The organism is Komagataeibacter europaeus (genome assembly GCF_002173515.1).
GTDB lineage: Bacteria > Pseudomonadota > Alphaproteobacteria > Acetobacterales > Acetobacteraceae > Komagataeibacter > Komagataeibacter europaeus.
Genome location: NZ_CP021467.1, coordinates 3,307,567 through 3,327,500, shown reverse-complemented (window position 1 = coordinate 3,327,500; position 19,934 = coordinate 3,307,567). Strand labels below are relative to the sequence as shown.

20 protein-coding genes (1 of these 20 running past the window's edge) are annotated in these 19,934 nt (G+C 63.7%); 5 read left to right on the top strand and 15 right to left on the bottom strand.

The annotated features are described in order from the left end of the window. On the top strand, window positions 1–5 hold the end of the coding sequence (hpxZ, locus tag S101446_RS15295) for an oxalurate catabolism protein HpxZ (protein ID WP_019084820.1). Its footprint begins 385 nt before the window's first position; only the last 5 of its 390 coding nucleotides appear in the window; its start codon lies beyond the left edge, outside the window; its stop codon occupies window positions 3–5. Here the strand turns inward: hpxZ and S101446_RS15290 are convergent, their stop codons facing one another. Continuing rightward, entirely contained in the window at window positions 6–833 is an 828-nt protein-coding gene (locus S101446_RS15290) for a hydroxyethylthiazole kinase (protein ID WP_087608718.1), read from the bottom strand. It lies immediately after the preceding gene. Between the two features lie 174 nt (window positions 834–1,007). On the opposite strand from S101446_RS15290, the gene S101446_RS15285 reads away from it, so the two are divergent. Then, window positions 1,008–1,505: a hypothetical protein gene (locus tag S101446_RS15285; RefSeq protein WP_026018439.1), complete on the top strand. Its 498-nt coding sequence runs from the start codon at window positions 1,008–1,010 to the stop codon at window positions 1,503–1,505. A gap of 162 nt (window positions 1,506–1,667) precedes the next feature. Here the strand turns inward: S101446_RS15285 and S101446_RS15280 are convergent, their stop codons facing one another. Then, entirely contained in the window at window positions 1,668–3,368 is a 1,701-nt protein-coding gene (locus S101446_RS15280) for a thiamine pyrophosphate-binding protein (protein ID WP_087608717.1), read from the bottom strand. 349 nt (window positions 3,369–3,717) lie between these two features. On the opposite strand from S101446_RS15280, the gene S101446_RS15270 reads away from it, so the two are divergent. After that, window positions 3,718–4,185, top strand: coding sequence for a hypothetical protein (locus S101446_RS15270; protein ID WP_232272385.1), 468 nt, complete (start codon window positions 3,718–3,720; stop codon window positions 4,183–4,185). Between the two features lie 76 nt (window positions 4,186–4,261). On the opposite strand, the gene glk is transcribed toward S101446_RS15270, so the two are convergent. Beyond that, window positions 4,262–5,230, bottom strand: coding sequence for a glucokinase (gene glk, locus S101446_RS15265; RefSeq protein WP_019084814.1), 969 nt, complete (start codon window positions 5,228–5,230; stop codon window positions 4,262–4,264). 256 nt (window positions 5,231–5,486) lie between these two features. Further along, window positions 5,487–6,284: an SDR family NAD(P)-dependent oxidoreductase gene (locus S101446_RS15260; RefSeq protein WP_010511433.1), complete on the bottom strand. Its 798-nt coding sequence runs from the start codon at window positions 6,282–6,284 to the stop codon at window positions 5,487–5,489. 156 nt (window positions 6,285–6,440) lie between these two features. Here S101446_RS15260 and S101446_RS15255 point away from each other — a divergent pair, with 156 nt between their 5' ends. Beyond that, window positions 6,441–7,601: a hypothetical protein gene (locus tag S101446_RS15255; protein WP_053323163.1), complete on the top strand. Its 1,161-nt coding sequence runs from the start codon at window positions 6,441–6,443 to the stop codon at window positions 7,599–7,601. Window positions 7,602–7,611: 10 nt separating this feature from the next. Here the strand turns inward: S101446_RS15255 and thiL are convergent, their stop codons facing one another. From thiL to S101446_RS15200, 11 genes are all read right to left on the bottom strand, one after another. Next, a complete protein-coding gene (gene thiL / locus S101446_RS15250) occupies window positions 7,612–8,604 on the bottom strand; it encodes a thiamine-phosphate kinase (protein WP_087608715.1) in 993 nt (330 codons plus the stop codon). 15 nt (window positions 8,605–8,619) lie between these two features. Next, entirely contained in the window at window positions 8,620–9,198 is a 579-nt protein-coding gene (gene nusB, locus S101446_RS15245; protein WP_019091772.1) for a transcription antitermination factor NusB, read from the bottom strand. Between the two features lie 72 nt (window positions 9,199–9,270). Then, window positions 9,271–9,777: a transcriptional regulator NrdR gene (gene nrdR, locus S101446_RS15240; RefSeq protein ID WP_019084809.1), complete on the bottom strand. Its 507-nt coding sequence runs from the start codon at window positions 9,775–9,777 to the stop codon at window positions 9,271–9,273. Window positions 9,778–9,837: 60 nt separating this feature from the next. Continuing rightward, window positions 9,838–11,673 (bottom strand): DNA helicase RecQ, encoded by a 1,836-nt coding sequence (gene recQ, locus S101446_RS15235; RefSeq protein ID WP_048851785.1) that lies wholly within the window; start codon window positions 11,671–11,673, stop codon window positions 9,838–9,840. 23 nt (window positions 11,674–11,696) lie between these two features. Continuing rightward, the gene (locus S101446_RS15230; protein ID WP_010511439.1) at window positions 11,697–12,071 is read right to left on the bottom strand and encodes an OmpA family protein; all 375 of its coding nucleotides are present in this window, start codon (window positions 12,069–12,071) and stop codon (window positions 11,697–11,699) included. 134 nt (window positions 12,072–12,205) lie between these two features. Next, the gene (cydC, locus tag S101446_RS15225) at window positions 12,206–13,903 is read right to left on the bottom strand and encodes a thiol reductant ABC exporter subunit CydC (protein ID WP_019084806.1); all 1,698 of its coding nucleotides are present in this window, start codon (window positions 13,901–13,903) and stop codon (window positions 12,206–12,208) included. Continuing rightward, window positions 13,900–15,612: a thiol reductant ABC exporter subunit CydD gene (cydD, locus tag S101446_RS15220; RefSeq protein ID WP_048851783.1), complete on the bottom strand. Its 1,713-nt coding sequence runs from the start codon at window positions 15,610–15,612 to the stop codon at window positions 13,900–13,902. The genes cydC and cydD overlap by 4 nt, the downstream gene beginning before the upstream one ends. A 98-nt stretch (window positions 15,613–15,710) precedes the next feature. After that, window positions 15,711–17,513 carry a sensor histidine kinase gene (locus S101446_RS15215; RefSeq protein ID WP_026019759.1) on the bottom strand — a complete coding sequence of 601 codons (1,803 nt, stop codon included), beginning with the start codon at window positions 17,511–17,513 and terminating at the stop codon, window positions 15,711–15,713. A gap of 3 nt (window positions 17,514–17,516) precedes the next feature. Further along, window positions 17,517–17,699 (bottom strand): hypothetical protein, encoded by a 183-nt coding sequence (locus tag S101446_RS18485; RefSeq protein WP_010514389.1) that lies wholly within the window; start codon window positions 17,697–17,699, stop codon window positions 17,517–17,519. Between the two features lie 144 nt (window positions 17,700–17,843). Further along, window positions 17,844–18,407, bottom strand: coding sequence for a sigma-70 family RNA polymerase sigma factor (locus S101446_RS15205; protein WP_010507567.1), 564 nt, complete (start codon window positions 18,405–18,407; stop codon window positions 17,844–17,846). Window positions 18,408–18,513: 106 nt separating this feature from the next. Further along, on the bottom strand, window positions 18,514–19,002 hold the full coding sequence (locus S101446_RS15200; protein WP_087608714.1) for a sigma-70 family RNA polymerase sigma factor: 489 nt from the start codon (window positions 19,000–19,002) through the stop codon (window positions 18,514–18,516). 127 nt (window positions 19,003–19,129) lie between these two features. On the opposite strand from S101446_RS15200, the gene S101446_RS15195 reads away from it, so the two are divergent. Continuing rightward, complete coding sequence (locus tag S101446_RS15195; protein WP_087608713.1) at window positions 19,130–19,870, top strand: response regulator; 741 nt, start codon at window positions 19,130–19,132, stop codon at window positions 19,868–19,870. Window positions 19,871–19,934: the final 64 nt, after the last annotated feature.

Here is a 19,934-nt window from a genome sequence, read left to right as displayed (position 1 = left end):
CCTGATCAGGCGTCGGTGCCCAACGTATCGGCATTCTGTAATCGCGACAGGGCATCGACAAAACCGGTAGCGAAGGATGCCGGGCCAGACGCATCCCGGGCCGCGATTTCCGCCGCCCGCGCATACAACGCGTGAACGGCTGCCACCGCCACCAGCCTGTCCGATTCCATGGAAAGGGTTGCCAGGACTGCTGCAACCAGTCCACCCAATGCGCATCCCGCCCCTGTCACGCACGTCAACAACCGGTGACCGCCGGGCACGATGATATGTTGGCCATCGGGACCCAGGATATGATCTTCCGGTCCGCTGATGGCCACGATCATCTTCTTGCTGCAGGCAAGTTCCTGCCCCATTGGCACTGCCTGCGCGATCGAAGCCGTGGTTTCCACGCCCCGTGCCGTCGCGGCACCACCGGCAAGCGCCATGATCTCACTGGCATTCCCCCGCACCACGGCAGGGCCCCTGGCTGCCAGGGTGCGAATGATGGTGTCGTATTCCCCCACGCCCGCGCCCATGGCTACCGGATCCAGCACCCATGGCACATGGGCGGCATTCGCGGCATCCACGGCCGTCAGCATGTCGTGTGCCGTACAGTTGATCAGCCCCGCCGCATTGACCCACATTGCCCCGGCCTGTCCGCCGAAACCGGACGGCCAGCCCGGCGCCGCCCCGATGGCGGGCGCCGCCCCCACCGCCAGCAGCACATTGGCGCTGAGGGTGGCCGCAACATAATTGGTCAGCCCATAGATAAACGGGGACTGCACCCGGATCCGGCGCAGGACAGGGCGGCAGCCCGGATGGTCATAATCCATCGACAGGGTTACGGCGTCCATCAGGGGTCACTCCTTTCGCGCATATCCGGACAACGGGTCACCTGACACCGACAGGGGTTGCCTTTTGGTTGTAATCGACTGAAAAACAAAGAACGCATCCGGTCAACCATGCCGGGGACCGCCTGACATTCCATATATGATTTACCAGCCGCCATATCGTAGCAGGAACATACCGTGCGACCAGCTTTCCTTTATGCCCCTGTCATTCTTGCCGCAGGACTACTGGCTACCCATTCCGCACGGGCTGCGGATGTGCTGGGACAACCGACCGCCAAACTCTGTTTCACCCTGCACGATGCCGCCCTTGCGGGCGGGTATTCATGGGGCAAGGGACGCCTGTTCTTCGGTAACCATTCCTATCCGGTCAAGATTACCGGCGGTGGGGCCGTGGGAATCGGCTACAGCAAGCTGAAGGGCGAAGGGACGGTGTACAACCTGGCCCGACTATCGGACATCAATGGCACCTACTGGTCCGTGCGGGCGGAAGCAACCATGGCCCGCGGCCGCAATGTCGCGGTGCTGGACAACAATCATGGCGTGGACATCAAGACGACCATGCGCACCAGCGGCGCGCACCTTGCCGCCGCCGTGATGCGACTGACACTGCGTGTGGATCCGGGCCGGGAACGGGTTGATACCCTTCCGACCACCTGTTCCTTTCCCATCCATTAAAAGGCAGCCTGAAAAGCCTGCGTTTGATGTTTCCGGCAGGCCTTTTTCCGAAAAGTTTCCGGGTGCCGCCATGTTCCAAAAAGGCGGCACCAGAAAACTCTGTTATCATTTATCAATGCGTTATTTTTTCACGACCCTGACAAAAGCAGGGCCGGTTTCCCCCTAAATTGTGCTGATCATGATCTCGACCAGATTGGGACGACCGGACGCCATCGCGGCCTCTATGGCCGGGGCAATGTCGCCCGCACGGGTAATCAGGCGCGATTCCAGGCCATAGGATGTCGCCATGGCCTGATAATCGATCGGCGGTTCGCACAGATCCATCGCCAGGAAGTTTCCCTCCCGCGCGGAAACATAATGCGTCTGCCCGCGCATGAAGCCCTTCAGCACGTTATATTCACGGTTATTCATGACCACGAAGGTCACCGGCAGCCGTTCATGCGCGGCCGTCCACAGGGCCTGTGGCGAATACAGGGCCGCCCCGTCCCCCACCAGGCAGACGACAGGCTCACGCCCCAGCCCCAGCGATGCCCCGACTGCCGCGGGCATGCCCCAGCCCAATGCGCCACCCCGCAGGAAGGAGTACTGCGCGGCCCAGTCACTATCGAGAAACATGCGTGTGTAGGAGGATGTTGCAATCGCTTCATCCACAATCGCGACCCGCGGGCCAATGGCACGCACGGCTTCATGGGCGGCAACGCAGGGGGCGATGACCGGATCATCCCGATGTCGGGCTACCAGCGTTTCCGCCTCCGCGCGCCTGCTGGTCCGGGCGGCGGTGACACGCGCGCGGGCGGCATCGAATTCGGCCCGGCGGGGCTGTGTCGCCTGCTGCAGCAGCGGGATAAGCACATCAAGCGACGCGCGGATATTGCCCACCAGCGAAAGCGGTGTCTGGAACGTGCGGCCAAGGTCACGCACATCGGCGGAAACCTGATAGACCGCGCATCCCGGCGGCACGGGCGAGCCTTCGGAATACAGGATGGTAATCAGCGATTTGCCGCCCAGCGCGAAGATCGCATCATAATCCGCCAGCCTGCGGGCAATGTCGGTTGCACGCGTGGGCATGTTGCCCGCCCATAACGGGCAGGACGTTGCAAACGGGATACGCGATGGCCATGACGCGCCATAAACCGGCGCACCAAGGATTCCGGCCACTTCGGCCACCTGCGCTGCCGCATCCGCGCCATGCACCTCATCGCCCGCAATGATTGCAAGCCGGCCCGGCGTGATGCCAGCCAGCGCACGCGCCAGTTCCGGCAGGCCACCGGCTATGGAGTCGCGGTTGATGACGGATGGGGAACCGACATCGACATCGCTGGGTTCCTCCATCACATCCATGGGCAGGGACAGGAAAACCGGCCCGGACGGGGCCGCCATCGAATCGTTGAAGGCACGTCGCACCAGTACCGGCAACTGGTCCGCATGCAGGACTTCCTGTGCCCATTTGACCGCAGGCGTTGCGATACTGACCAGATCACCAAACAGCAGCGGGTCGGAAATCGTATGCCGCGAGTCCTGCTGCCCCGCCGTCACCACCAGTGGCGTCTGCGATACGCTGGCGTTCAGCAGGTTGCCCATGCCATGCCCCAGCCCCCCTGCCGTATGCAGGTTGAGGAAGCCGGGACGCCCGGCCGCCTGCGCATAACCATCCGCCATGGCCACCACGCTCGCTTCCTGCAGGGCGAGAACGTATTTCAGGTCCGGACGGCGCTGGAGCGCATCGATCAGGGGCAGCTCCGTTGTGCCGGGGTTGCCGAAAATATAGCGAACCCCCTCACTTTCCAGAATTTCCAGCAGGATGTCGGCACCCCGCCGTCCCCCTGCCCGCCGTGCTGCGACCTCATGCGGTGTAATGGCCATACTGTCCTCTGCGTGCATTGACGGTCTGGCCATCGCACCACGTTTCCGGGATCGGGTCCACCATGGGACGATCAGGGCAGATGCCATTTTTATCTTGATAATGATAATTATTATCATTATTAACCATGACACCCGTGGGTCGCCCGACAGATTCCCAACCGTCGATTTCCCAACTTGTCCACGGAACCTTACGGCATCGCCCGCAATCCGGGTGATGCCGTTTTTTTATCCGGTGGACACATGGCCCCGCAGGACGATATTTTTTTACGCCCGGCTGGCGATAATCCTACACTTTCAATTGACCCACGTACCGGACGTGAAGATGATGCAATAACACCCAGCCATGAAAGTGAGCCCTTTGCCCGCTGACGGTCCTGCCACCCTGTCCGCCCCCACAACCGTTCATGACGGGACCAGTGAATGGGTGACGCCCGTGCCTGCCCTGATCGACGCCCTGCAGCACAGTGGCATCCTCACGGCGCACCATGTGGCGGCGGCCCGGTTCTGGGCCACGGATTACCGGATTGGCGTGATGGGACAGGAAGACCCGCATCTGGACCGGACATCACTTGGCCTGTCCGTACGGCCGCTGAACCGACGCATGGGGTCAATCAACCGTTACAGGTATATTCACGACATCATCGGCAACCGCTACGAGCGGATCCTGATCGCCACCATGATCAACAACCAGCCGCTGGATGAAATAGCCAGCCATGTCCAGTACGACCCCCGGCATATGGGCAGCGTGCTGGCGCTTCTGCTGGATTTCCTGACCCGGCATTATGACGCCATGCCCGGCCACCTGTGGCGTGGCTGATCCACTGCACCGGCAACGGGTGGCCTGCAGATAAAAAAAGCGCCCCGGAAAAGCCGGGGCGCCGCTTCAGGTCCAGTCAGCGATAGGCTTCGGCAAAGGCCGCCGCCGCGCCCAGCAGGCCGGGTTGTGGATAAGTAATCAGCTTGACGGGCATTTCCGCCATCATGCCTTCAAACCGGCCCTTGGCCACGAACCGTTCGGCAAAGCCGGAACGGGGCAGGTGCTGGGCCAGACGCAGGCCAAGGCCGCCGGCAATCACAACGGCGCTGCCACCCTGCGCCAGCGCAAGGTCGCCCGCGACCGTGCCAAGGCTGAGGCAGAAACGCTCCAGCGCCGCAGCGGCCACCGGATCGGATCCCTCCAGCGCCATGGTCCACAGCGCCTTGTCATCACGCGCCTTGACCGACAGTTCCCCCATTTCGGCAATCGCCTCATACAGGTTGAGCAGCCCCGGCCCGGACACCACGCGTTCCACCGACACGCGCCGGTAACGACGGCGCAGCACGGTCAGGATCCGGTCCTCAAGCTGGTCCAGAGGGGAGAAGTCTATATGCCCGCCCTCGGTCTCGCACACGAAATAGCCGTTCTTGCGCCGCACGATATAGGCGGATCCCAGACCCGTGCCCGGCCCCACTACGGTAATGACGCCCTGTTCGGGCAATGGCTGATCGGGACCGCAGATATGCTGCAGGCTGTCTTCACCCACCTGCGCCACTGCGTGGGCCACGGCGCCGAAATCATTGACCAGGATAAGTTCATCCACCCCCAGCTTGACCGGCAGCCACGCGGGCTGGATGACCCACGGGTTATTGGTCAGCTTGAGGATATCCCCCTTGATCGGGCAGGCCACCGCGATCCCCGCCGCCCTGGGCAGGGGACGGTCAACCACGCGGGCAAAGGCTTCCCATGCCAGTTGCAGGCTGGCGTGATCGGCACATTTCAGGGTTGTGGCTTCCCCCAGCGTGACAACCCGCCCCTGGTCAACCTGGGCAATGGCGAAGCGCGCATGCGTGCCACCAATATCAACTGCTACGATCTCTTTCATGTCCGGTCGCGCTCCGTGGCCATACGGCAGCTCCTTGCCCCGCTATTACAATAAAAACAGTCTGCGATTGTGCCATTTCTCATGCATTTTATGCAACAGAACAGGCAATTCAGGCGCCGCAGACCGATCGGTTAACACATCTGTCCAGAAAACAAGACCAGCTATCGTGTAATTTCATTGATAAATGTCACGAAATGGCCACAATCGTTCCGGTCAGCATTAAAACATATTATATAAACCCGCCCCCGGCATGAAATCAGTCCATCTGGTCTGCCTTGATGGCCGAAAGGATCCGCCGCTTGAACGGCCACGGCATCAGCGTATCCACCAGCCGCAGCACGGAAAACACGAAGGGGAAGACCAGGTGGGGCCGGTTGCGGTCCACGGCGCGGGCGATCTTGCGCGCGGCGGCGGGCGCGGTCTGCAGAAAGGGCTTCGCCCCCACCACGCGGCGGCTCATGGGGGTATCCACAAACCCCGGCGAGACCAGCGTCACCCCGATCCCCAGCGGGGCAAGCGCCATCTGCTGTGCCTCGGCAAAGCGTTTCAGCCCGGCCTTGGACCCGGAATAGGCTGCGGCGAATGGCAGGGCGTGGAAGGCTGCGACCGAACTGATCAGCACGATATGCCCCCGCCCGCGCGTGGCCATGCGTTCGGCCGCCGCCGCCGCCATGGCCGATGGCGTGGCATAGTTGACCAGCCCCAGATGCAGTACATCCTCCGCCCGTTCCACCACGTCACTCCCGCGCCGCATATCCCCAAGCCCGGCGGCAAGGATGGCGATATCGATCGGATGGCTGTCATCATCCTGACGCAGGGCTTCAATCGCAGCCGCGCCATCAGACAGGTCAAGGATGCGCGTCTGCACCCTGACGCCAAGGCTGCGGGCCCGTACGGCCACATTTTCCAGCCGTTCGGCGTTGCGTCCCCACAGGACAAGCGGTCGCCCACGGGCGGCGTACAGCCACGCCAGTTCCGCCCCGATCCCGCTGGATGCCCCCGTAATCAGCACATATGCACCTTCATCCATGCGTGAACCGGACCTAACCGTCATTGTCTATCTTCCTTTTGAGGGCCCTTCTGTGCCATCAGCACAACAACAGGACGGACCACCGAATCATTTCTTTCAACCCCTGCCTGCATAGCCTGCCCCGTTCCATGACGGAATGAAGGTCGATGCGGGTCATGTTCAGGATGCAACGAACCGGTCATGAACGAAACCGATCGTCTTACTATCATTCCCGTTTCCGGCTTTCGTCAGATGACCACCTTTATCCAGCTGCCCCGCCGCCTGTACGCCGGGCTGCCGGGTTATGTTCCCCCCCTGGACCTGACCCAGCGTGACCTGCTGACCCCGCGCAAGAATTCCTTTTTCCGTCTGGGACGCGCGCAGTATTTCCTCGCCATGCGGGGCAACCGGGCGGTGGGGCGCATATCCGCGCAGATCGATCCGGTTTCCATGGAACATTACGGGGAACCGGTCGGTTTCTTCGGGGCGCTGGACGCCATTGACGATCTGGAGGTGGTGTCGGCCCTGCTGGACGCGGCGGGCACATGGCTGCGCCAGTATGGCATGAAGCGCATGCGTGGTCCGCAGACGCTGGACAGCAATGGTGAGTTCGGGATGATGCTGGAAGGCCACCACGCCATGCCCATGGTGGCCATGCCATGGCACCCGCAATGGCTGCCGGGCATGATGGATGCCTGTGGCGCCACCAAGGTACGCGATCTTGTCGCCTACCAGATGCGGACCGGCCCCGATGCGGAGGAAGCCCACCTGGTCCCCGCCAGCCTGCGGCTGGGTGAAGGGCGGCTGGGCAATGTGACCACCCGTGGCCTGCGCATGGACCGGATCGATGAGGATGGGGAGATCCTGCGCACGCTGTACAACGATGCATGGCGCAACAACTGGGGATCGATCCCGCTGGCGCGCGAGGACATGCAGTCCATGATCGTCGAAATGAAGCCCATCCTGCGGCCGGAACATTTCGTACTGATCGAACAGGCGGGCAAGCCGGTCTGCGTGGCGCTGGTGGTGCCCAATGTGTTCGACATTTCCGCCGACCTCAATGGCGATCCGTCGCCGCTGGGGTGGCTGAAACTGGGCAAGCGGCTGCTGCGGCACGAATTCCATTCCGCCCGCGTCATCCTGTTGGGTGTCAGTTCCGCGCTGGACGGCACGGCGCTGGGGGCGATCATGCCCGCCCTGGCCATTACCGAACTCATGAAACGCGGCCGCAGCCTGCCCTACCGCACGATCGAACTGGGCTGGGTTCTGGAAAACAACCTGCCCATGCGCCGCCTGATCGAACGCATCACGCCCGAACCGTGCAAACGCTACCGGGTTTACGACCTGTCGCTGGAAGACTGAGGGACAGCCCTCAGCCCCCTTCCGCCACGTGGCTCCAGCCACGGCGGGCAAACACCATCGCGTGGCCTGCCGCGTCCATGACCTGCACGCCATTGCCCGCGACAACCTGCCCGATACGCGTGACAGCCATCCCCGCACGCGCGGCGTGGCGCAACAGTTGCGCCTCATGCATGGATGGTACGGCAAGCAGCAGTTCGTAGTCATCCCCGCCACTGAGGCAGGTCGGCAGCCACTGCGGGCCAAGGGCGCGCACGGCAGGGGACAATGGCACCTGATCCGCGTGGATCACGATCCCCACCCCGCTTTCACGCGCCATGTGCCCCAGATCCTGCACCAGCCCGTCGGATACATCCATCCCGGCGGATGCGACATTCCCCAGTTCCAGCCCCAGCCGGGGACGGGGCAACTGGTAACGGTCCGCCAGGAAGCCATCAGGATCGGCGACCTGCCCGCGCCGGGCCAGCAGGCCCATCGCGCCATCACCAATCGTGCCCGTGACCCATATGCCGTCGCCCACGCATGCGGTGCCACGCCGCAATGCCCGCCCCGGCGCGACATGCCCCAGCACGGTCAGGGACAGCACGAGCGGCCCGGACGTGGAAGTCGTGTCTCCCCCCAGCAGCGTAATGCCGAACTGGCGCTGGTCATGAACAAGGCCCGATGCAAAGCCTGCAAACCACGCCTCATCCCGCTCGGGCGGCATGGATACCGTCATGAGATAGCCCAGCGGGGTCGCATCCATGGCGGCAAGATCCGACAGGTTGCAGCGCAGCAGCTTGCGGCCAACGGTACCGGATGGGTCATCGGGCAGGAAATGCACGCCTTCGACCATCGCGTCAGCGGCGATGACCAGTTCACGCCCGGCGGGCGGCATGAACACCGCCGCATCATCGCGCAGGTCAAGCGCCCCGTCCCCCGCAAGCGGCCGGAAAATACGGGCGATGAAGCCGAATTCCGCTGGCAGGCCATTATCCGACAGCGTGTCCTGTCCCATGGCCGTCATGCCTTTCTTCCGGGTTCAGGCGGGTTTGCTGTCGGGGGTGGCATCAGCCACGGGGGCATCATCTGCTACCGCAACCGTTTCATCGGCCGCATCCGTCACGGGTGCCGCTGGTTCACTGATCCGCCGCGACAGGGCATCAAGCACGCCGTTGAGCATGCGCGGTTCATCCCCCGCCAGGAAACCATGGGCGATATCCATGTATTCATTGATGATGACACGGGCGGGAATGGGATCCGCTCCCGTCATTTCACCGCCCGCGGCGTGCATGATCGCCCGCAGCACCGGATCCAGCCGGGCCAGCGGCCAGGACGCGGGCAGGATGTCGTGCAGCAGCGCGTCAATGCGGTCCTGCCGGGCCATGGCGCCACGCACCACGATGCCGAACAGCCGTGCATCGGCATCGGGCACATGCCCTTCGGCATAATCGCACTGATCGGATGCGGACGTGCCCAGCCGGTGGCGCATGAACTGGTTTATGACGCGTTCCGGGCTTTCGTTTCCCTGTTCGATCTGGAACAGGGCCTGCACCGCCGCGACACGCGATGCGGTGCGGGAACGGACCTTGTGCTGCCGGTCACCGTCTGTCTGTGTCATGGCGCGTTACTCCTGCTGTGGCATTGCTGCGAATTCTGCGTTTCATCGCCTCTTTGCGTGGCGGGGTCCAGTTCAATCTTTGTCCCCGGGGCCGGACGGGGGCAGGTCTTCGCCCGCATCGCCTGAAACGGAGGCTGAAATCGTTTCCAGAATATCAGCGAAATCCTTGGTTTCACGAAAATCCCAGTGCACGCTGGCGAAACGGATATAGGCCACGGAATCAATTTCACGCAGCGTTTCCATAATCAGCCGGCCGATATCGCGTGAAGGGATATCCGTCTCCCCCGTGGCTTCCAGGTGCCGGACCAGCCCATTGACGATCCGTTCGATCCTGTCCGCCTCGACCGGGCGCTTGCGCAATGCGATACGGACCGAACGCGCCATCTTGTCACGCTCGAAGGGCACGCGGCGACCGTCGGCCTTGACCACCACAAGATCGCGCAACTGCACGCGTTCGATGGTGGTGAAACGTTGCCCGCACGACCCGCATATGCGCCTGCGCCGGATGGCCGCGCCATCTTCATGCGGGCGGCTGTCCTTCACCTGCGTGTCATCATTTCCACAAAAAGGGCAACGCATGCAAAACCGTTTCCTGACTACGCGATACAACAGAACACGCCACGCGCGCGGCGTGACAGGCTAGGCGCCGACATCGGCCAGCACGTCCAGCACCGCCGCGCCATAGCGGGCCAGCTTGGATCCACCCACCCCACGGATCATGCCCAGTTCATCCAATGTGGCCGGACGTTCAAGGGCAATATCATGCAGCACGGCATCATGAAAAATGACATAGGGCGGGATTTCCTGTTCCCGTGCCTCACCCAGCCGCCACTGCCGCAGCGCCTCGTAGCGTGCAGCGGCTTCCGGCGTCAGATCGGCCATCTGGGGACGCTGCCCGCCACCTGACACGCGTCCTGCCGCCTTGAGGTCCTCGGTCGCGTCCTCGCGCAGCATGATCTGCTCCTCGCCACGCAATATGGGACGGGCGCGCCCTTCCTCAAGGGCAAGGGCATTATATTCCCCCGTCACCTTTATCGCGCCCCGTGCGATCAACTGGCGGATCACGCCACGCCAGAAAGGTTCGGGGCGGTCCCTGCCAATTCCGAAGACGCTCAGCTTTTCATGCCCGTGCCGGGACGCCATGTCCGACGCCTTGCCGCGCAGCACGCCCGCCACATGCACCGCACCAAAACGCTGCCCGGTGCGATAGATGGCCGACAGGACCTTCTGCGCCGCCACGGTGCCGTCAAACGTCGCGACGGGATTGCGGCAGTTGTCACAATGGCCGCAGGCGGCGGGCAGTTCCTCGCCAAAACATGACAGCAGCGCCTGCGTGCGGCAGCCCGTGGTTTCGGTCAGCGCGATCATCGCTTCCAGCCGGGCGCTCATGATCCGTTTCTGGGCCTCGGGGGCGTTGGACTGCTCCAGCCAGTACCGGGCACGGGCCATGTCGTCACCGCCGTATAGCAGGACGGTCTCGGCCTGTTCGCCATCGCGGCCCGCGCGACCGATCTGCTGGTAATACCCTTCGGGTGAGGACGGCATGTCCAGATGCACCACGGCACGCACATCCGGCCGGTCAATGCCCATGCCAAAGGCAATGGTGGCGACGATCACCACCGGCTCGCCCGAACGGAACCGCATGAGGGCGGCGCGCTTTTCCACTGGCGACAGGCCGGCATGGAACGGCAGCGCCACATATCCCTTGCCCGCAAGCGAACGGGCAATCCGTTCGGTCTTGCTGCGGCTGCCACAATAGACGATGGACGCCGCCCCGCGATGGCGATCCAGTATGCCGGTCAGCTGGCGCAGTTCCGATGTCTTGGGCTTTACTGCAATATCAAGGTTGGGCCGGTGGAAACTGGCCTTCAGCACCGTGGCGTCCGGCATGGCCAGCGCGTCAAGGATGTCGGTGCGCGTGCGCGCATCCGCCGTAGCCGTCAGGGCAATGCGGGGGACATTGGGGAAATGCTGCGGCAGGGCCGCGAGTTCGCGGTATTCGGGCCGGAATTCATGTCCCCATGCGGAAATGCAGTGTGCTTCGTCAATCGCGATGATCGACAGCGTCAGCCGCCCCAGCCGTTCCAGCATACCGGGGGAAAGCAGCCGTTCGGGCGAGACGTAAAGGATATCCAGCCGCCCGGCCATAAGGTCCGAACGGACGCGGGCCGCGTCATCGGCTTCCTGTTCGGAATGCAGCGCACCCGCGTTCACCCCCAGCTGGCGCAGGGCCGCGACCTGATCGTCCATCAGTGCGATCAGGGGGGAAATGACAAGGCCGGTGCCGGGCCGCGCAAGGGCGGGCACCTGATAGCATACGCTCTTGCCGCCACCGGTCGGCATGAGCACCAGGCAGTCCCGGCCCGCCATGACCTCATCCACGGCCTGCTGCTGCAGCCCGCGGAAATCAGGAAAGCCGAAGACCTCGGCCAGCACATCACGCGGGTTGCGTGATGTGCCGTCACCAGCCGTCATATCATCAAAGGGGAAGCCGTTATTCAGCGTCCACCAACCTCGATTTCGACACGGCGGGACGCCAGGGCGCCGTCTTCGTTGTTCACCGGGCCGCGCGGCTGCTGGCTGATACGGCTGGCATCCACGCCATCAACCGCCAGCTGGCGGGCCACGATCTTGGCGCGGTCGATCGCCAGCAGTTCATCAGCCGACAGGTCATGGCTGGCAGCAGCGTAGCCTTCGACACGTACCTTGCCATGGGTCGAGGCCGCGCGCTGGGCCGCCTGCGTGATCACCGTCTGGGCCGGCGTATCAAGCTGGGTGGAGTTCTGGGTAAAGAACACGACATATTTACCCGGATGGCCACCAGCACATCCTGTCAGCAGACCGAGACCAAGAAGAAGGGACAGGCGACGCATGATGGATTTACTCCTGATTCAGGGATTCAAGACGGATCGCTATCAGCCTTCTGGTATGCCCGATCCGGTTTTCCGCTACTTCGTGCCCTGTGGGACTAGCCGCGTCAATCCTTTCAACCGGCATGGCCACCCCATCATGAATGGGCACTGACCACTTTCCCGCCAGAAACATGCCATACCTTATCCAGATTTTCGACACCTGTCAGGCGATGCGCGATCAGGATGACGGTGCGGCCATGCGTCACCTCATTCAGGGTCTGGAGGAACTCCTGCTCGGTGCGTGCATCCAGCCCCGTGGCCGGTTCATCCAGTATCAGGATGGGCGCGCGTGACAGCAGCACACGCGCCAGCGCCAGCCGCCTGCCCTGCCCGCCTGACAGGCTGGCCCCGCCTTCGCCCAGCCAGCTATCCAGCCCGTCGGGCAGTTCACGCACGACATCCGCGACCCGGGCCTGTTCCAGCGCGGTCCACAGGTCGGCTTCACTTGCATCGGGGCGGCCAAGCAGCAGATTGGCGCGAATCGTATCGGCAAACAGGTGCGTGGCCTGCGACAGCCATGCGATCCGTCCCCGCAGGTCATCATCACGGATGGTGGCGATATCGCGTCCACCCAGCGTGATGCACCCGGCCTGCGGCGCCACCGCCTTGAGCAGCAGCGCCGCCAGGGTGGACTTGCCCGCACCCGACGGCCCCAGCACCGCAATGCGCTGGCCTGCCGGGATGTTCAGGTTCAGGTCATCAAGCACCGGGGCACGGTCGGCGCTCCAGCGGAAGGACACATGCTGGAAGCTGATGTCGGTGCCCGCTGGCGCGGGTTCGGTGCCTTCGGGGGGGGCATGTTCGGGCATTTCACTTACGGCCACGACACGGGCCGCAGCCCGGGTAATGCTGCCCGCCAGCGCGCCCGCGCGGGTCAGGCCGCCCACGGTTTCAAAAGCCGCGACCGTCAGGAACAGCACCGCCGCCGCTGGCAGCGGGGCAATGCGTGGCAGCCCCAGGCCAAGGGCCGCGGCCAGCACCGCCACCACCGCCGCCTGCCCGCACAGATAGGACGCGGCGCCGGCCATGGCCAGCATCCGGGCCTGTTTCATCTGCGCGCGATACAGGGCGTCATCACGGTCACGGACATGTGCCAGCATGCGCCCCTCCGCCCCGAAGGTCGCGATTTCACGCAGGCCCCCGACCATGTCCAGCACGCCGATACGCAGCTGCGCGCTGGCATGGTTGACCAGACCACCCTCGCGCCGCCCCATAATGGCGGCGATCAGGGGCAGGACAAAGGCACCGCAGGCAAACAGCCCCGCCACGACAACCGCGAGCACGGTGCTGACCATGTTGATGGCGATGAACAGGAACGGCAGCACCAGGCATGCGCCAAGCAGCGGAATGATGATGCGCAGGTACAGCCCGTCCAGCGTCTCGACATCGGATACCAGCCGCGACAGCAGGTCACCCGCGCGACGGAAGCCAAGACCCGCCGCCGCGCCACGCGCCAGATTGCGAAAGAACCAGACCCGCACGTCCGCCAGTGCGCGGAACATGGCGTCATGCGTGACCAGACGTTCGGTATAGCGCAGGATGACCCGGGCACCGCCAAAGATGCGCAGCGCCCCGGTCGTCACCACGATCACGCCCAGCGTCATGGCGGCCACCCGCATGCCCGCCTCGCGCATCAGCACAAGGCCAATCAGCACCGCCAGCAGGGACAACAGCGCCCCCGCCGTCAGCAGCGGGGCGCGACGCTGCCATATATGCAGGATCTGCAGCACCGGCCCCATCACGCCTTCACGCCGTGCCTGCCGTGCGAATTCCCGGTTTTCCGAGGATTTCACGATGCATTCTCCCCACTGGTGACAATCCGGCCATGATCAAGGACCACCTTCCGCCCCCCGAACCCTTCCGCCGCCGCGGAATGGCTGGCGAGGATAACCGTGCGATTGGCCGCAAGCGCACGCAGACTGCTGAACACGTCGGCTTCGGTCTGCGGGTCGAGATGGGATGTCGGTTCATCCAGCAGAAGCAGCGGCGCATCCTTGAGGAAGGCGCGCGCAATCGCCACGCGCTGCGCCTGTCCGCCCGACAGGCCGAACCCGCCCTCACCAATCAGGGTCTCAAGCCCGTGCGGCAGGCTGGCAATGAACACATCCGCCGCCGCCGCCCGGATGGCGGCCTGCAACTGCCCGTCCGTCGCGTCGGGGCGGGCGAACAGGATGTTTTCGCGTAGCGTGCCCGCGAACAGGACCGGCTTCTGTCCGATCCATGATGTCATGGCCACCAGTGCCTCGGGCACGATGGTGGCCATATCGGTACCATTGATGGCAATGCGTCCGCTTTCGGGCTGGATGAAGCCCAGCAGCATTTCGATGATGGTGGACTTGCCCGACCCCGACGGGCCCCACAGCACCACCGTCTGCCCGGCAGGTGCGGTGAACGAGACATCATCGAGTGTCGCGCCACGCGCGGGATCCCATGTGAAGCCCACATGTTCGAACGCGACACTGACGCCCTGCCCCGTTTGACAGACCGCCTGCCCCGCCGCCCGCACCGCCGTGGCGTCCGGCAGGATCCGCATGGCCGCCGCCGCGCCCGATGCATGGGCGCGGTCTTGGTACGCCAGCGCAAGGCTGCGGAAGGGGGCGAAGAATTCCGGCACCAGCAGCACGACAAACAGCCCGCGCGCAACATGGGCCGCCATGATCGCAGCGGGCACGCCCTGGTCATGCAGCGCCATGAGCTGCGCGCCATTGCGCAGCGCCACCAGCACAAGGGCCACGACCATGGCGCAGTCGATGGAAGCCGAGGACAGGAACGCAACCCGCAGCACCTTCATGGTACGCACCCGCAGTTCTTCCGCGGCTGCGGCAAGGCGGCGGGTTTCATCCTCCGTCCGGCCCGACAGGACAATGGTGGCGATCCCGCGCACGCGGTCAAGGAAGCGGGCCTGCAGGCGGGTCATGGCCAGGAACTGATTGCGCGAGGCAACCGCCGCCCCGATCCCGAACAGCGCCTGCCCGAACGGCACGGCAAGGCCGCATATCGCCATGATCAGCGCAGAGCCGGGCTGGATGCATGCGGCAAGGACACCGATGACAAGCGGGGCCGCGATCCACAGCACGGAGGCGGGCAGCCAGCGGGCGAAGAAACCGTCCAGCGCCTCGATCCGGTCAACGGCCAGCGCCGTCAGTTCCCCCGTATGGTGGCGGCGCAGCAGCCCCGGCCCGCCACGCAGGATGGCGTCCAGCACCCCGCCACGCAGTCGTGCCCGCGCCTTCATGCCCGCACGGGCGGCAAGGATGTCCGACCCCATCTGCAGGACGGCGCGCACGATGGCCAGCACCACCAGCCCCGCCAGCGGCCACATCACCGCCGGTTCCCCGCCGGGCACCAGCACGCTGGCCAGCACGCTGGCAATGCACCAGACCTGCCCCACCGCGGTCGCAGCCAGGGCCAGTCCCAGCAACACAACCGGCATGGCCTGCCGGCGCCCAAGACGCGACTGTGCCTTCGTCCACGCCTTCATCACTGTCTTGTCATCGTTCATGACCGCTCCCTATACCGAAGGACACGACACAGGGACAGCCATCATCCACGGCTGAAAACCGTCTACACCATAACTCTGCCATGCATTTTTGCATGGATTCAGCCTGCCGTTTCATCCTGTTCGGGCTGCTTTAGTGGAAAAACAAGGACATAACGTGTCCCGTTTTCCTCAAACATCTGCAGTTCGCCGCCCAGCTGCCGGGCAAAGCCACGGATCAGCTGCATGCCGATCCCGCTGCGCCCTTCTTCCGTCCCGGGCTGGTTCCGCACCGCCGCCATGCCCACGCCGTTATCGGCGATCCACAGGCACGCCCGGTCACCGGATAGCGCGCGCAGGCCAACTTCCAGCGTGCCATGCTGCCGATCGGGAAAAGCGTATTTGATCGTGTTGCTGACCGCTTCCGTCACAATCAGGGCAAGGGGCACCGCCTGGTCAGGCACCATCAGCAGGTCATCGACACGGATATCCAGCGTGATGCGGCTTTCATCGGATTCACCGATGGCATGCATGATCTGGCCACACAGTTCACGCACGAAGCTCTGCATGTTCAGGCTGTACAGTTCACCATCGGCATAAAGATAGCGGTGAAGGGTGGCCAGCGCGCGCACACGGTCACGCGCCTGCGCGAATTCCTCACGCGCGGCGGGCAGGCGGATGCGCCCTGCCTGCAGGTTCAGCAGCGACGCCACGATCTGCAGGTTGTTCTTGACGCGATGGTGCATTTCCTTGAGCAGCAGTTCCTGCCGGGCCTGCGCGCGTTCCAGCCGCCTTTCATGCCGCGCCAGCTTGCGGGTGGCCTTGCTGAAGGCATGGGCAAGCTGCCTGACCTCTAACGGCATGGCCCAGTTGGAGCGCACGTCATACATCCCCCCCAGCTGCCACTGGTTGACCGACGTGGTCAGCTGGCGCAACGGCGTGATCACCAGCACGTCGGCGCTCTTGGATGCGCCCAGCAGCCCCATCAGCAGCAGCAGTCCGCTGCTGACCAGCGATATGGCGAACATCACCACCGCATGCCGTTCGCCCGCGTTGCGCCGCGTCATGCTGAGGACATGCACGCCATCCTGCACCCGGCCGATCGAAAACGACCCATCGGGCAGGGTGATATGGGCATGCTCCTCCCCCATTGCCAGCGTGCCGCGCGCCCACTGCATGATGCGTTCGGGCGGATGGGGGGACCAGTTGCAATCCGAACACAGGGGGGCAGATGCCCGGGCGTGGCTGTCCACCAGCCATATTTCCACCGGGCCGTTCTGCTGCACCAGGTCCAGGCGCGGGTCACTGGCCTGCAGTATGGCGCTGCGCCATGACAGCGGCATGATAGCCGTCAGGTAGCCCGGGCGGGCGGGCCTGCCGGCATCGTCATAAATGGTGGTGGACACCGTAATGCGGAAATAACCGGGCACATGGGTCACCGGATCGTTCAGGGCCACGATCCCGACATCACCCTGGAAACGGGGCATGGCGTCCATGGTCAGCGGGGCCGACCCGCCCTGCTGCCCGACAGCGGTCAGGATGTTGCCCCGGTCATCCGCCAGCGCGATCTGGCTGTAATGCCGGCCGGTCAGCGACTGGACCAGTTCGAGCATATGGCGCAGGCCCGCATCATCCAGCCGCATGCGTGAGACGGCCTGCAGCAGGGAACTGAGATGTTCGGATTCGTGGCGCAGTTCAAGATCGATGCGCGATACCGTCAGGTCGGTACGGTCGCCGGGCGCTTCAAGCGTGGAACGGTAACTATGCCATGCCTGCACGGCCCCGATCAGGGCAATGGGCATGGCGGCCAGCAGAATGATCGCCATCATCCGGCCACGCACGGCATCGAATACGCGGCCCACACGACTGAACAGGCTCCGATGACGGACCTGCCTGCCGTGGCCGGAAGATGGGAATACGGACATGCGTTATTTTGTCCGTTTCCGGTCTTCCTCAATCAGACGCAGGAGTTCCTCGGGAACGGGCTCTTTCGTCACATCATCAAACAACTGATGCAATCCACGCTTCAGCCATAGCTCGAACGCATCATCCGATCTGTTTATGGACTTCTTTCCTGGTTGCCTGGGAGGACACTTGTCCTTCAGAGCCATCGCATTATCCCGAAGTAAATTCCCACTTCACACAATCCCTGTCTATGTCAGGGCTGCATCTTACCCTGCAGATTCCAAGATACTGATGAAGACATTACTGTCAGTGCCATATTCGTGCCGCAATTCAAAGTGGGAATCCACTCATCAGACCGCTGCCGCGGGACGTGCCTGCACCCGCGTGCGCAGGCGCTGCACCGCACCGCGCAGTTCGACCGTGGAAATATCGCGTTCTTCACCATAGAGCCATGTGGCCAGCTGGCGACGGGCGCGGAAGACACGGCTCTTGGCGGTACCGACGGCGCAGCCGGTTGCCGCGGCCAGTTCATCATAGCTCATGCCCTGCATCACCACCAGCACCAGCGCCTCGCGCTGATCGGTGGGCAGGCGGTTCATGGCTTCGGCCAGTTCCTTGACCATCAGGCGTTCATCATGCGCGCCGCTGCCAGCCATGGCGGACGCGGGCACGTCCTCGATATTCCCGGTTTCGCGTTTCTTGCGCAGGTCCGAGATGAAACGGTTGCGCAGGATACGGTGCATCCACGCGGAAAAATTGGTACCCGGCGTGAAGCTGTGCTGGGCGGCCAGCGCATTGCACACGGCATCCTGCACCAGATCATCCGCCGCCGCACGGTTGCGTGTCAGTGACAGGGCCTGAACGCGCAGACGGGGCAGGATTGCAATCATCTCGTCATGAAAGCTGTTGGTCATGTTCTTCTCCCCTGTATTGTCGTTCATGCAGGTGCAATGAACGGGAAGGGCAAAAGGTTACATCCACCCACATAACGAAAACGCGAGCAGGTGACCGATGGTTCCCTCAGCCATCATCGGGGCGGGCGTTCATGTACTCCATGATCTGCGCACGCGCGCGGGAGACGCGGGCCTTGATGGTGCCGACCGTGACCCCGCAGACATGCGCCGCCTCCGCATAGGTCATTTCCTGCACGCCAACCAGCACCAGCGCCTCACGCAGGCGGGGGGACAGTTGCCAGATCGCGCCATCGAGGTCACGCAGCACATCCGCCTCCCCTTCCCCCGTGCCGCTTTCGGGCTGGTCGGGGCGATGGGCATAGTCGGACATGACATCACGTTCGCGCTGGCCATGGCGGCGCTGCTCGTAAAAAAGGTTGCGCGCGATCGTGTACAGCCACGCCTTCATGCTGGTGCCCGGCGCAAACTGGTCCAGGGCCGCCAGCGCGCGCAGCACGGTTTCCTGGACAAGGTCGTCCGCCTGCGCGGGCTGCCCGGTCAGAAAACGGGCAAAACCACGTAATTGCGGCAGAAGGGACAGGATCTCCCCACGCAAGTGCGTGACCGCCGACGGATCGAGTGGTATTCTGGATTCCAGTTTGTTTACTCTTCAACTCTTGCAGCACAGCCTAACGCTGTCATGATCCGGAGTGTAACAGTTTATCTGGGGAGATGAATGCCTCATGCCGCTATCACGGCGTCAAGACCTGCTTCGCGCCCTGCCCTATGCCCGGCGTTACGCCCGGGCGTTATGTGGCAGCCAGTCGAGTGGCGACCTGCTGGTCGCCGAAAGCCTGCGCGAACTCATGGCGGTGGATGAACCATCCCTGCCTCCAAGGCTGCGCCTTTACCAGTGGATATCCCGCCACCACGCCGAACATGGGGGCACCGGGGACACCGCGGGCGGCATGCCGCCGCTGGGGCGCAAGCTGCTGCTGCTGACCTCGCTTGAGGAACTGTCGGTCAATGACGCCGCCCTCGTCCTGTCACTGCCCCCCGAACAGGCCGCCACCATACTGGAGGACGCGCACGCCCGCCTGCGTTCATGCGCGCAGACCAGCGTGCTGATCATCGAGGACGAACCGATCATCGCGATGGATATCGAGGAACTGGTGCGCCAGTGCGGCCATACCATCGCAGGTGTCGCCAGCAGCGAGGCGGAGGCCATAAAGCTGGCGCGTGAGACCCGCCCCGGCCTGATCCTGGCCGATATCAACCTCGGTGACGGCGGCGACGGGATGAAGGCGGTCTCGAGCATCCTGCAGCACCAGGACATTCCCATCATTTTCGTGACCGCCTATCCCGAACGCCTGCTGACGGGCGACACGATCGAACCGGCATTCGTCATTACCAAGCCCTTTGAACCGCTTACGCTGGCGGTCTCCACCTATCAGGCGGTTTCGGGTGGCGTATCCCTGAACTGACACTGCCGCATGCCAGTCCCGCGCCTGCGCCATCCCCCCTGCATGACCCGGCGTGTATGGTGCG

Bases quoted from the DNA above. Each gene is read 5' to 3' on its own strand.
- S101446_RS15290 (WP_087608718.1), bottom strand. From the start codon at position 833: ATGGACGCCGTAACCCTGTCGATGGATTATGACCATCCGGGCTGCCGC.
- S101446_RS15280 (WP_087608717.1), bottom strand. From the start codon at position 3,368: ATGGCCATTACACCGCATGAGGTCGCAGCACGGCGGGCAGGGGGACGG.
- glk (WP_019084814.1), bottom strand. From the start codon at position 5,230: ATGAAAGAGATCGTAGCAGTTGATATTGGTGGCACGCATGCGCGCTTC.
- S101446_RS15260 (WP_010511433.1), bottom strand. From the start codon at position 6,284: ATGACGGTTAGGTCCGGTTCACGCATGGATGAAGGTGCATATGTGCTG.
- S101446_RS15255 (WP_053323163.1), top strand. From the start codon at position 6,441: ATGAACGAAACCGATCGTCTTACTATCATTCCCGTTTCCGGCTTTCGT.
- thiL (WP_087608715.1), bottom strand. From the start codon at position 8,604: ATGACGGCCATGGGACAGGACACGCTGTCGGATAATGGCCTGCCAGCG.
- nusB (WP_019091772.1), bottom strand. From the start codon at position 9,198: ATGACACAGACAGACGGTGACCGGCAGCACAAGGTCCGTTCCCGCACC.
- nrdR (WP_019084809.1), bottom strand. From the start codon at position 9,777: ATGCGTTGCCCTTTTTGTGGAAATGATGACACGCAGGTGAAGGACAGC.
- recQ (WP_048851785.1), bottom strand. From the start codon at position 11,673: ATGACGGCTGGTGACGGCACATCACGCAACCCGCGTGATGTGCTGGCC.
- S101446_RS15230 (WP_010511439.1), bottom strand. From the start codon at position 12,071: ATGCGTCGCCTGTCCCTTCTTCTTGGTCTCGGTCTGCTGACAGGATGT.
- cydD (WP_048851783.1), bottom strand. From the start codon at position 15,612: ATGAACGATGACAAGACAGTGATGAAGGCGTGGACGAAGGCACAGTCG.
- S101446_RS15215 (WP_026019759.1), bottom strand. From the start codon at position 17,513: ATGTCCGTATTCCCATCTTCCGGCCACGGCAGGCAGGTCCGTCATCGG.
- S101446_RS18485 (WP_010514389.1), bottom strand. From the start codon at position 17,699: ATGGCTCTGAAGGACAAGTGTCCTCCCAGGCAACCAGGAAAGAAGTCC.
- S101446_RS15205 (WP_010507567.1), bottom strand. From the start codon at position 18,407: ATGACCAACAGCTTTCATGACGAGATGATTGCAATCCTGCCCCGTCTG.
- S101446_RS15195 (WP_087608713.1), top strand. From the start codon at position 19,130: ATGCCGCTATCACGGCGTCAAGACCTGCTTCGCGCCCTGCCCTATGCC.